The sequence below is a fragment of the Micromonospora sp. NPDC050686 genome (assembly GCF_040654475.1).
Taxonomy (GTDB): Bacteria; Actinomycetota; Actinomycetes; order Mycobacteriales; family Micromonosporaceae; genus Micromonospora.
The window spans coordinates 61,300-72,622 of record NZ_JBFAID010000033.1; the positions used below are offsets into that span (position 1 = coordinate 61,300).

The window sequence follows — 11,323 nt, forward strand, 5'->3', positions numbered from 1 at the left end:
GCTGTATGATACAACCGAATTACCTGTACGATACAGCTATCTGTCTGGAGGCGCGGAGTGGATCGGCATACCGAGCCCAACCGCAGTGCCATCTACGCCACCACGCTGGTGGCCTTCCTCGCCATCGCCGGCATCGCGGTGGTCGATCCGATCCTGCCGGCCATCGGCGAGGCGATCGGGGTCACCGCCTGGCAGGTCGAGCTGCTGTTCACCGCGTACATCGCGGTGATGGCGCTCGGCATGATCCCGGCGACCCTGGCCAGCGGGAAGTTCGGTTTCAAGCCGGTGCTGATCACCGGTGTCTCGGTGGTCGGCATGGCCGCCATCCTGGCCTCGTTCAGCGGCGACATCGTGCAGCTCTCGGTGCTGCGCGGCGTCTGGGGGCTGGGCAACGCGATGTTCTTCGCCACCGCGATGGTGGTGCTGGTCAACCTGGCCAACGACCGGGAGTGGGTGGTCGGCCTCTTCGAGACCGCGCTCGGCCTCGGCTTCGCGGTCGGCCCGCTGATCGGCGGCCTGCTCGGGCACGTCAGCTGGCGGCTGCCGTTCTTCGTCTGCGGCGTGTTCATGGTGCTGGCGCTGGGCGTCGCCGCCCGCAAGCTGCGCGAGCCGGCCCAGCGGCAGGCGCCCGTACGCGTGGGTCAGATCTTCGCGACCTACCGCAAGCCGGCGTTCATCGCCCTCTGCGTGGTGACCGCCGCCTACAACTTCGTCTTCTTCGTGGTGCTCGGCTACACCCCGCTCTTCCTGCGCCTGGACGTGGTGCCGCTGGGGCTGGCCTTCACCGCCTGGGGGCTCGGCCTGGCCGCCGGCATCCTGGTGATCGGCCACCGGCTCGCCCACCGGATCGGCGCGGTGCAGACCGTCGGCGTGGCCATCGCCGGCCTGCTGGTCTGCATGGTCCTCTTCGCCACCTCGCACAGCACCGCCCGGTCGCTGGTGGTGCTGGTGCTCGCCGGCCTGTGCATGGGCCTGGCCAACGCCAACCTCACCGACCTGGCCCTCGGCCTCGGCTCCAGTGACCGCCGGGTCGCCACCGGCGCGTTCAACCTGGTCCGCTGGGGCGCCGCCGCGCCCGCCCCGATCATCGCCGGCAAGCTCGCCGAGCACAGCCTCGCCCTGCCGTTCTGGGTCGGCTTCGCCGTCCTCGCCGTCGGCGTACTGGTCTACCTGGCGTTCGGGCACGTGATGGCCGCCGGCTACGGGGAGCGGGTGGTGTGGAACCGGGCCGCCCGCAAGGCCGAGCACACCCCGGAGGAGCCCGTCGGCGAGGCCTACTGACCGCATGTCAGGAGGGGGCCCGGTCATCGCGTACGCGACAACCCGGGCCCCCTCCTGACACCTCGCGGCCTCAGCGCAGCGCGCGCCAGAGCAGGTACAGGCCGATCACGGTGCCGAAGACGACGATCATGGTCTTCAGCACCACCGGCGGCAGCCGGCGCACCAGCCGGGCGCCGAGGTACCCGCCGATCAGGGTGGCCGGCGCGACCACCGCGGCCGCCGCCCAGTTCACCGGGCCGAACAGCGCGAACACCACCACCGTGGTCAGCCCCACCACCGCCGACAGCAGGTTCTTGATCGCGGTCACCCGGGTCAGGGTTGCGTCCAGCACCAGCGCCAGCCCGGCCACCAGCATCACCCCGACCGCGGCGCCGAAATAGCCGCCGTAGACGGTGCAGACGGCGACCATGGCCTGCGCGGTGACCGCCCGGCGGCGCGGGCTCAGCTCGGCCGGGTGGCCGACCAGCCGGCGCAGCGGGTCCTGGAAGGCCAGCACCGCCGTCGCGCCCAGCACCAGGAACGGCACCACCAGCTCGAACGCCCGCGCCGGGGTGACCAGCAGCAGCACGCAACCGGCCACCGCGCCGAGCACGGCGGTGGGCAGCAGGCTCCACAGCGTACGGCCGCGGGGCAGGTCCATCCGGCTGCCCGCGACACTGGCCAGGTAGCCGGGGGAGACCGCCACGGAGTTGCTGACATTGGCGGAGACCGGGGGCAGGCCGACCGCGAGCAGCGCCGGGAAGGTGATCAGGGAACCGCCCCCGGCCACCGCGTTCACCGTGCCTGCGGCGAGACCGGCGGCGAGCAGCAGCGCGGCGTCGGAGAGATCCATGGTGCCCCGAGGTTAGCCTCACCAGGCCGCTGCGCGGCCTGCCGGGTGCTGGCCGCTGGGTAGTTCGCCGTCGGGCTCAACCTCGTGGGCCGGTTCCGTGTCGTACCTGGCGAGACCCACGAAGGGAGCGACAGACGTGACCGGTGACGGCGAGGGGACACCAGGTGGATGATCCCGACTTCCGCGAGTTCGTCGAGGCGCGCTACGGCGACCTGTTGCGCACCGCGTACCTGCTGACCGGGGGCCGGGACGCCGCGCAGGACCTGGTGCACGAGGCGCTGCTGAAGACCCTGCGGCACTGGCGGCGGGTCGACGAGCCGATGGCGTACGTCCGGCGGGCGATGGTCAACGAGCGTACCAACCGCTGGCGTCGGATCGGGCTGCGCGAGTTGCTGCCCGGCGTCCTGCCCGACCGGCCCCGCTCCGACGACACGGAGAGCGTGGCCGAGCGGGACGAGCTGCTGCTGGCGCTGGGCCGGCTGCCGGCGCGGATGCGGGCGGTGGTGGTGCTGCGCTACTGGGAGGACCTCGCCGAGGCCGACGTGGCGGCCACGTTGGGGTGCTCGGTGGGGACGGTGAAGAGCCAGGCGGCGCGGGGGCTGGCCCGGCTGCGGGACGTGTTGCGACCCGGTGGCCGCCCGGCGGTCGCCGACCGACTGATCGGGGAGCAGGCATGAGCGTGGACGAACTCCGGGCCGGGCTGGCCCGCGCCGCCGCGACGGTGGTGCCGCCCGAGGACCCGTACGGCCGGTTGCTGCGGCACGCCCGGCGGCGCCGCCGGGTGCGACGGACCGGGCTCGGCGCGGTGCTCGCCGGCGCCCTCGCCGCGCTGCTCGTGGTGCCCGCGACCGGGGTGAGCGTCGGCGGCCTGACCGGCTGGCTGCGCGGCGACGGCCGGGCCGAGGCGGGCTACCCGGTCGCCTCGCCCTGGGTGTGGCGGCTGATCGACTCCCCGACCCGAGGCAACCTGGCCGGCGACCGGCGGCTGGTCGACGAGCTTACCCGGGTGTTCACCGAGAGCCGGGGCGACAGCGGCACGCCCGGGCTGCCCGAGGTGAAGGTGCTCTTCGTCAACGAGGATGCCGGCCACCGGCAGGTCGCGGTCGCATACCACTCGGACCGCGCGGCGGCCCTCGCGGTCCACCAGGCCCCGGCCGGCGCGACGCCGACGCAGTTGCTGCACGGCAGCGCCTTCGGCAACGCACCCCTGCTGCCGTTCACCGTGCTCGGCGGCGTGGACGGCGGCGACGTACGGCAGCTGACCGGCCTGGCGCCGGAGGGCTGCGCCGTCTCCTGGGCCGAGACCGGCACGGTACGTCCCGACGGCACCATCGGGCGCACCTGGCGGCCGTCCCCCACCCCCGGCTACCTGCACCTGACGGACCCGCACGTCCGCGGGTGGTGGCGGGTGGAATGCGACGGCGAGGTCCGCGAGGAGGGCCCCGTCGGGTTCGGCGTCGGCGAGGTGGGCGGCGGCTCGACGGCGCTGGCCCCGCCCTCCGGTACGCCGAGCGACGTCGCCGACGTCGTCGGCACCCGGGCCGCCGCACAGAGCACCTACCGGATCCTCACCGGGGCCAGCGGGATCGCCGCGGAGCCGGTGCTGCGCTGGAGCGGACGGCTCCCCGGCCCGTACACCGCCGCCGCGGTCGTCACCGGCGACACCGACGGCTCCCCGACGCTGCTGCAACTCGGCCCGAACGGCGACGTGCTGCTGGCGCTGGCCCCGCCGCAGGACGCCGTCCCCGACGACACCGAGACGATGGCCGCCAGCCGCGCCGACTGGGCGCTGGCCAGCACGGCCAGCGGATCCGGCGACCTGACCGCCGTCCGGCTCCCGGTCCGGGCCGGCGGGCACGCCGAACTCGGCGGCCGGGTGCTCGTGGTGGTGCCGAAGGGGGCGACCGCGGTCAAGATCCTGCGAGCGGGCGGCGTCGTCGCCGCCACCACCGCCGTCACCGAGGGCGTCGCCCTGGTCCCCCTGCCGGTCGGCGATCGGGTCAGCCTGCTGGCCGTGGACGCCCACGACCGGGTGCTGGCCAGTACGGAGTTCCGCGAGCGCGAGCGCGGCCCCCGCCTCTTCGGCGAGTCCCTGGTCGCCAACTGGTGACCCGTTGATCGTTGGCGGCCGAGCGGTCACCTTCTCGGGGTGTCCCACCGCTCGGCCGCCAACGATCATGGAGACCGCCCTCGGGGCGGAAATGGGGGCGGCGGGGGCGCCGTTAGGATGGAGGCGCGACGGACGAGTCGACCGGGCGGTCGCGTCGGCGGGCTCCGGCCCGCCGCCGAGGAACGTCCGGACTCCACAGGGCAGGGTGGTTGCTAACGGCAACCCGGGGTGACCCGCGGGACAGTGCCACAGAAAACAGACCGCCGCCCCGTAACGGGACGGTAAGGGTGAAACGGTGGGGTAAGAGCCCACCAGCACCCCGGGTGACCGGGGTGGCTCGGTAAACCCCACCCGGAGCAAGGCCAAGAATGGGCCGTCACCGCAAGATGACGACCCGCGCAGACGCTTGAGGGCTGCCCGCCCGATGTCTGCGGGTAGGCCGCACGAGCCTGCCGGCGACGGCAGGCCGAGATGGATGGCCGCCGCCGGTGCGTGCCTTCCGGGGCGCGCGCCGGGCACAGAATCCGGCGTACAGGTCGACTCGTCCGTCGCCCACCAGCTCAGAGCCTCGATCAAGGCCGGGTCGTTTGTTCGAGCATCGACCGTTGCTCAAGGCCCGACCGGGCCCGACAAAGCTCTCGCTACGCTCGCACGATGACTGCGACGCTCAGCGACAACGCCCGGGATCTCGTCGACGGCCCGAACCCGGCGGTGCTCGCCACCATCAACCCGGATGGTGGTCCGCAGACCTCGGTGGTCTGGGTCACCCGGGACGGCGACGACCTGCTGATCTCCACCGAGGCCGGTCGACGCAAGGAAAAGAACCTGCGGCGCGAACCGCGGGCGAGCCTGACCGTGGTCGACCGGAACGACGCTGAGCGGTACATCGAGGTACGCGGCCGGGTGAGCGTGACCGAGGACGTCGGCCGGTCGGTGGCGGCTGAGCTGGCGGACAAGTACGACGGCCCGGGCGCGGGCGAAGAGTATCGGCAGTTGCCGGCGGACGTGGTACGGGTGGTGATCCGGTTGACTCCCGACCGGGTGCTCGGTAGCGCAGCCCGCTGACCGTCGGTGGCTGGGTGGATTGCCGCAATCCCCGGGGCGGCGGCCGACCAGGCCGCCCCGCTTGATCCGCGGCAAACCGCGAAGTCCGTCCGACCGGACGCCCGCGACGCCCCGTGCGGCCGTCCTCAACCGTGGACTCCGATGAGTACGGTGAGGCGGCCCGGAGGAGGCTGAGATGGCGATCGTTGGACCGTGGCGGCGGCGACGCAAGGGGAACCCGGTCCGCCTGATCGTGGGTCTGATCCTGGTGCTCGCCGTCGGCCTCGGCATCATCTACGGGCTGCACTGGGTGCTCAACCCCTGGGTGTCGGCGCCCGGCCGGCCCGGCCTGACCGGTTACTGGCAGGGCGAGGTGTCCATGGCGGACGGCGACGAGCGCATCCTCGTCCTGCATCTGGTCGGTGACCCGCCGGACCAGAAGTGCTACAACTGCCCGGACATCGACGGCGCCGCCAAGGTGTGCGGGGCCGGCCAGCGCACCGTGTACGAGGTGTGGGGCGATCCGGAGAACTTCCGGGGCACCCGGTTCTCGGTGAAGACCCGCCCCGAGCGGCACGAGCCCGGTCTCTTCCTCAACTACCTCAAGGGTGAGTGGGACGGCGACCTGCTGCGGCTCGACGCCACGATCACGAAGATCGATCCCGACGGGGTGGCCCGGTCCTCAATCGGCGACGACCACCCGCCCGCCCCGCCGGTCCGGGTCGAGCTGCGGCGGGCCACCAAGGCGGACTACCGGGCCGCCTGCTGACCGGGCGGCCGGACCGCACCGGTGCGCGGTGCGGCGGCCACGCCGCCGCGGGTCACCGGTCGGTCAGGCGTCCGCCGACACGTCCTCCAACAGGACCGCCACGGCGAGCAGTGCCGGCCCGTTGACCGCGTAGACGCTCAGGTAGCCCTGCTCGCCGTTCCGCCCTATGTAGAAAACCGATAGAGTGCGGCCATGCGACTGACCGTTCCGGTGGCGAAGGTGCTCTCCGCCCTGCTCGCCGAGCCGGAGACCCCCCGCTACGGTCTCGACCTGATGGGCGTCACCGGGTTGCCCAGCGGCACGCTCTACCCGGTGCTGCACCGGCTCCGGGCCGCCGGCTGGCTGGCGGCCGACTGGGAGGACGTCGACCCGGTCACCGAGGGCCGGCCGGCCCGCCGCTACTACCAACTCACCGGCGAGGGCGCGCGCGCCGCCCGCCTGGCCCTGGCCGAGTTGCGGGCCCTCGCCCCGGCCGGGCGCACCTCATCCGGTGGCGCCGAGCCGGCCGGAGCTCCGGCATGCTGACCCGGCGGCTGGCCGGGCTGCTGCTCCGAGCGGCGGTGCGGCGCTGGCCGGCGCAGTTGCGTGCCGAGCTGACCCGGGAGTGGGCCGCCGAGCTGCACGTGCTGGCCCGGCAGGGCCGCCGGTGGCCGATGCTGCGCTTCGCCGCCAGCCTGGCCGCCGGCCGGGCCGCCGCGCCGCTGGTGGACCGCACCGTGCTGCACCGGCAGTTGCGGCGCACCGCCGGGGTGCTGCTGCTCGCCCCGCCGGCCTGCGTCGTGGTCGTCGCGCTCACCGGCCTCGCGATGGGCCTGGGGTACGGCGTGCTCGCCACCCGCGTCGCCTGGGCCACCGACGCGCAGCTGCCGATCTGGACCGGGCTCACCGCCGGCCTGGCGGTGCTGCTCGCGCTCGCCGTCACCCGGGCCGCCCGGCACACCGTACGCGTCGGGGCGCTGCCCACCACGCTCGGTGTGCTGCTGCCGATCGGCGCGACGGCGATCGTGGTGCTGGCCCTGTTCGCCACCCGCGGGGAGGGCGGCGCGCTCGACCTGGTGCCCGAGACACTGCTCTGGCTCGCCCTGCTGGCGCCCGCCCTCTGGGCGGCGGGGCGGTTGGCCCGCCGGGGACGGACCCGGCTGGCCTGGCTGGTCGGGCTGCTGGGCGCGCTGGTGGCGGCCGACGCCGCGGTGGTCCTCGCGGTGGTCTCCGCGATCCCGGCGGTTCCCGTCGAGCCGGTCGTCGACGGCCTGCCCGCCGACGCGGTGGACCGCGTCTCCGCCCCGCTCTGGTTGCTCAACTGCCTGGCCGACTCGTCGCTGGGGCTGCCCCGCCCGACCGACTGGGAACTGTTCCTCATCACCGACCGGGTGCTGGTCGAGCCGCTGTTCTACCTCGCCTGCACCCCGTACGCGGTGGCGTACACCGTCGCGGTGGCCCGCCCGGGCCCGGCGGTCGTGCCGGCGGCCGTTCCGTCGGTCGCCTGACCGCGGGCCCGGTCCGGGCCGGCGCGGCGACTTCCGCCGTTCCGGCTCGTAGCCGCCCTGAGCAGGTCTAATGTGGAGGCGCCGGCGACTATTTGTGTCGTTCCGGTAGCGGCCGGGCGGTTCGCGGTGCACAGTGAGCGCATGAGCGACGACGGAAGTGGTGGGCACTACTACTGGTGCACACGACACCACCGGGTCGAGACCGATGCTGACGTGTGTCCCGCGAAGCACGTTCTCGGACCGTACGCCTCGGCGGCCGACGCGGAGAACGCCCTGCAGAAGGTGCGGGAGCGCAACGAAGCGTGGGAGGCCGAGGACGCCCGTTGGGCCGGGGAGGGCTGACAGACGACGCGGGACGGCCGCGTCGAGGAACTCCGTGCTCCGTGGGGGAGCACGCGAGCGCATGTCCCCAAGGAGGGAACCCAGATGGCCGAAGCACGTAAGGCCACCACCCGTCCGGCCGCCAAGCGTACGAGCACGTCGGGCACCGCCGCGGCGAACCGGACCACGGGCCGTGCCGCCGCCACCAAGTCCACCCGGACGACGTCGGCCGACCGGGCGTCGGCGAACGCGTCGGGTGCCGGCGCCGGACGCGTGCCGGCCAAGAAGGCGGTCGCGAAGAAGGCGGCGGCCAAGAAGACGGTGACCCGGAAGGCGACGACCGCCAGGACGGCGCCGGCCACGAAGACCACCGCGAAGAAGGCGCCGGCCGGCCGGACCACGGCGAAGAAGACCACCGCCGCGAAGAAGACCACCGCGGCGCGGCCCACGGCGGCGAAGAAGACCACGGCCGCGAAGAAGACCACCGCGGCGAAGCGGACCACCGCGGCGAAGAAGGCCCCGGCCCGGAAGACCGCCACGGCGCGGACCACCGCCGCCACCAAGACCACGGCGGCGAAGAAGGCCACCGCGGCGAAGAAGGCCACCGCCGCGAAGAAGACCACGGCGGCGAAGAAGACCACGGCCAAGAAGGCGCCGGCCCGCAAGACGACCACCACCGCCCGGAAGACGACCACCACCCGCCCGGGCGGTGGGGCCCGCAAGGCGGTGGCGAAGAAGGCGCCGGCGAAGAAGACCACCACCGCCAAGAAGACGACGGCGGCGAAGAAGGCGCCGGCCGGCAAGGCCACCGCTGCCAAGAAGGTCACCGCCCGCAAGGCGCCGGCCCGCCCGGCCGCCGCCCGGGCGACCGCTCCCCGTGGCGTACGGGCCACCTCCCGCCGGGCCACCGGCTGACGATCGGGGCACGGGCCGAACGCCGGAAGGCGGATCAGGCGGCCCGCTGCCAAGATTGACGCGTGGTCATCCGACGCGTACTGGCGCCCCGCATCGACTTCGGCGCGCTGCGCCGCGAGCTGAAACTGCCCGAGCAGTTCCCGCCCGCGGCGCAGCGGGAGGCCGACGAGGCGGCCTCGGCCCCGCTGCCGCCCGCCGCGGACCGCACCGACGTCGAGTTCGTCACCCTCGACCCGGTCGGCTCGCGCGACCTCGACCAGGCGATGCACCTCGGCCGCCGTCCGGGCGGCTACCGGGTCAGGTACGCCATCGCCGACGTCGCCACCCACGTACGCCCCGGCGGCGCGCTGGAGGAGGAGACCTGGCGGCGCGGGCAGACGGTCTACCTGCCCGACGGCAACGTCCCGCTGCACCCGCACACCCTCAGCGAGGGCGCGGCCAGCCTGCTGCCCGGCCAGGACCGGGCCGCGGTGCTGTGGACCATCGACCTGGACGCCGACGGCGGCATCGTGGCGGTCGAGCTGGAACGCGCCCGGGTACGCAGCCGGGCCCAGCTGGACTACCGCGGCGTGCAGGCCGACGCGGAGGCCGGCCGGCTGCCCGAACCGATCGCCCTGCTGCCCGAGATCGGCGCCCTGCTCACCGCCCGGGGATTGCGGCGGGGCGCGATGAACCTGCCGCTGCCCGAGCAGGACGTCGAACCGGACGGCGACGGCTGGCGGCTGGTGCTGCGCGGGCCGGTGCCGATGGAGGACCACAATGCGCAGATCTCGCTGCTCACCGGCATGGCGGCCGCCGACATCATGCTCGCCGGCCGGGTCGGGCTGCTGCGGACCATGCCGCCGCCGAAGCCGGAGGCCGTCCAGCGGCTGCGTACCGCGGCCGCCCCGCTCGGCGTCGACTGGCCCGCCGGCATGAGCGTGGGCGAGCTGCTCGCCGGGCTGGACGCGTCCGAGCCCCGGGCGGCGGCCTTCATCGACCAGGCCGCCGAGCTGATGCGCGGCGCCGGGTACACCGCGTTCGACGGTGAGCTGCCGGAGCAGCCCGGGCACGGCGGGGTCGGGGCCGCGTACGCCCATGTCACGGCGCCGCTGCGCCGGCTGGCCGACCGGTACGTCACCGAGGTCTGCCTGGCCCTGCACGCGGGCCGGGAGGTGCCCGACTGGGCGCGCACCGCGCTGCCGAAGCTGCCGGAGGTGATGGCCGTGACCGACCGGACGGCCGGCGCCGCCACCCGCGGCGCGATCGAGCTGGCCGAGGCGGTGCTGCTGGCCCACCGGGTGGGGGAGACCTTCGACGCCGCGGTGCTGGACGTGGACGCTCCGCCCTCCGGCGAGGCGAAGCCCGGCCGGGAGCCCGGTGGCACGGTGGCGCTGGACGAGCCCCCGGTGCGCGCCCGGTGCGTCGGCGAGCTGCCGCTCGGCGAGCGGGTCCGGGTGCGGCTGGTCACCGCCGACCCGGCGCAGCGGAAGGTCGCCTTCGAGCGGGCCTGAGCGCCCCGCTTCGCCGTGCGGCTGGCTTCGCCGTGCCGCTGGCTTCGCCGTGCCGCTGGTTCGGCGGCTCGCGGCCGGCTGTCTCGCCGTGCCGCTGGCCCGGCCCGCGGCCGGAGCTGGGGCGGCGCGGCAGCGGGCATTCTCACATCGCCCGGCGGCTGCCGGGACGTCGGCGCTTTGCGAGGATGGCCCCATGGCTTACGACGCGAGCACGCTGCCCGACGTGTCCGGGCTGACCGTCGGCATCATCGGCGGCACCGGTGACCAGGGGCGGGGGCTGGCCTACCGGTTCGCCCGGGCCGGCCAGCGGGTGCTGGTCGGCTCGCGGTCGGCCGAGCGCGCCGCCGCGGCGGCCGCCGAGATCGCGGCACTGCCCGGCCTGCCGGCCGGTGTCGTCACCGGCGCCGACAACGACGAGGTCGCCCGGCGCAGTGACGTGGTCGTGATCGCGGTGCCGTGGGACGGGCACGCCGCCACCGTCGCCGCCCTCGCCGAGCCGCTGGCCGGCAAGATCGTGGTCGACTGCGTCAACCCGCTCGGCTTCGACAAGCAGGGCCCGTACGCGCTGACCGTGCCCGAGGGCAGCGCCGTGCAGCAGGCCGCGGCGCTGCTGCCCGACTCCCGGGTGTGCGCCGCGTTCAACCACGTCAGCGCGCCGTTGCTGGCCGACCCGGAGGTGGACCGGATCGACCTGGACGTGCTGATCTGCACCGAGGACCGGGAGCTGGTGGGCATCGTCGCCGCGCTGGCCGCCCGCATCCCCGGCATGCGGGGCATCTACGCCGGCCGGCTGCGCAACGCCCACCAGGTGGAGGCGTTCACCGCCAACCTGATCGCCATCAACAAGCGCTACAAGGCGCACGCCGGCATCCGCGTCACCGACCTCTGAGCCGCCCGCCGCACCGCGCACTGCCCGCCGCGCCGGTGTGCTGCGCGCGCTGCCCGCAGGCGTTAACCGGGGCCCCCGCCTATCCAGAATGCGTTAAGCGGGGGCCCCTCCTAATGAGTGTTGCGGGTCGGCCTCAGGCAGACTCGTCCGGTGGTAGCCGCCGGTGGGTGAGCACTCGTCCC

12 protein-coding genes and 1 other RNA gene are annotated in these 11,323 nt (G+C 74.5%); 12 read left to right on the forward strand and 1 reads right to left on the reverse strand.

Annotated features, from left to right (window positions below):
* Positions 1 to 57 precede the first annotated feature (57 nt).
* Positions 58 to 1,281: an MFS transporter gene (locus tag AB0H57_RS20835; protein WP_357508781.1), complete on the forward strand. Its 1,224-nt coding sequence runs from the start codon at positions 58 to 60 to the stop codon at positions 1,279 to 1,281.
* Between the two features lie 70 nt (positions 1,282 to 1,351).
* On the opposite strand, the gene AB0H57_RS20840 is transcribed toward AB0H57_RS20835, so the two are convergent.
* Positions 1,352 to 2,113 carry a sulfite exporter TauE/SafE family protein gene (locus tag AB0H57_RS20840; protein WP_357508783.1) on the reverse strand — a complete coding sequence of 254 codons (762 nt, stop codon included), beginning with the start codon at positions 2,111 to 2,113 and terminating at the stop codon, positions 1,352 to 1,354.
* 164 nt (positions 2,114 to 2,277) lie between these two features.
* On the opposite strand from AB0H57_RS20840, the gene AB0H57_RS20845 reads away from it, so the two are divergent.
* The 11 genes from AB0H57_RS20845 (at position 2,278) to npdG (ending at position 11,141) form a co-directional block, all read left to right on the forward strand.
* Positions 2,278 to 2,790, forward strand: a complete 513-nt coding sequence (locus AB0H57_RS20845; protein WP_357508785.1) for a SigE family RNA polymerase sigma factor — start codon at positions 2,278 to 2,280, stop codon at positions 2,788 to 2,790.
* Entirely contained in the window at positions 2,787 to 4,223 is a 1,437-nt protein-coding gene (locus AB0H57_RS20850; protein WP_357508787.1) for a hypothetical protein, read from the forward strand. The genes AB0H57_RS20845 and AB0H57_RS20850 overlap by 4 nt, the downstream gene beginning before the upstream one ends.
* 133 nt (positions 4,224 to 4,356) lie before the next feature.
* Positions 4,357 to 4,771: RNase P RNA component class A (rnpB, locus tag AB0H57_RS20855), an RNA gene on the forward strand.
* A 106-nt stretch (positions 4,772 to 4,877) separates the two neighbouring features.
* Positions 4,878 to 5,288, forward strand: a complete 411-nt coding sequence (locus tag AB0H57_RS20860) for a PPOX class F420-dependent oxidoreductase (RefSeq protein WP_357508789.1) — start codon at positions 4,878 to 4,880, stop codon at positions 5,286 to 5,288.
* A gap of 175 nt (positions 5,289 to 5,463) precedes the next feature.
* Positions 5,464 to 6,036 carry a hypothetical protein gene (locus tag AB0H57_RS20865; protein WP_357508791.1) on the forward strand — a complete coding sequence of 191 codons (573 nt, stop codon included), beginning with the start codon at positions 5,464 to 5,466 and terminating at the stop codon, positions 6,034 to 6,036.
* Positions 6,037 to 6,228: 192 nt separating this feature from the next.
* Positions 6,229 to 6,561 (forward strand): PadR family transcriptional regulator, encoded by a 333-nt coding sequence (locus AB0H57_RS20870; RefSeq protein WP_357508793.1) that lies wholly within the window; start codon positions 6,229 to 6,231, stop codon positions 6,559 to 6,561.
* A complete protein-coding gene (locus AB0H57_RS20875; protein WP_357508795.1) occupies positions 6,555 to 7,523 on the forward strand; it encodes a hypothetical protein in 969 nt (322 codons plus the stop codon). The genes AB0H57_RS20870 and AB0H57_RS20875 overlap by 7 nt, the downstream gene beginning before the upstream one ends.
* Positions 7,524 to 7,664: 141 nt before the next feature.
* The gene (locus tag AB0H57_RS20880; RefSeq protein WP_357508797.1) at positions 7,665 to 7,865 is read left to right on the forward strand and encodes a hypothetical protein; all 201 of its coding nucleotides are present in this window, start codon (positions 7,665 to 7,667) and stop codon (positions 7,863 to 7,865) included.
* An 84-nt stretch (positions 7,866 to 7,949) separates the two neighbouring features.
* Positions 7,950 to 8,759 carry a histone gene (locus AB0H57_RS20885; protein ID WP_357508799.1) on the forward strand — a complete coding sequence of 270 codons (810 nt, stop codon included), beginning with the start codon at positions 7,950 to 7,952 and terminating at the stop codon, positions 8,757 to 8,759.
* Positions 8,760 to 8,821: 62 nt separating this feature from the next.
* A complete protein-coding gene (locus AB0H57_RS20890) occupies positions 8,822 to 10,252 on the forward strand; it encodes an RNB domain-containing ribonuclease (RefSeq protein ID WP_357508801.1) in 1,431 nt (476 codons plus the stop codon).
* A 193-nt stretch (positions 10,253 to 10,445) separates the two neighbouring features.
* On the forward strand, positions 10,446 to 11,141 hold the full coding sequence (gene npdG / locus AB0H57_RS20895; protein ID WP_357508803.1) for an NADPH-dependent F420 reductase: 696 nt from the start codon (positions 10,446 to 10,448) through the stop codon (positions 11,139 to 11,141).
* The last annotated feature ends 182 nt before the right edge of the window (positions 11,142 to 11,323 follow it).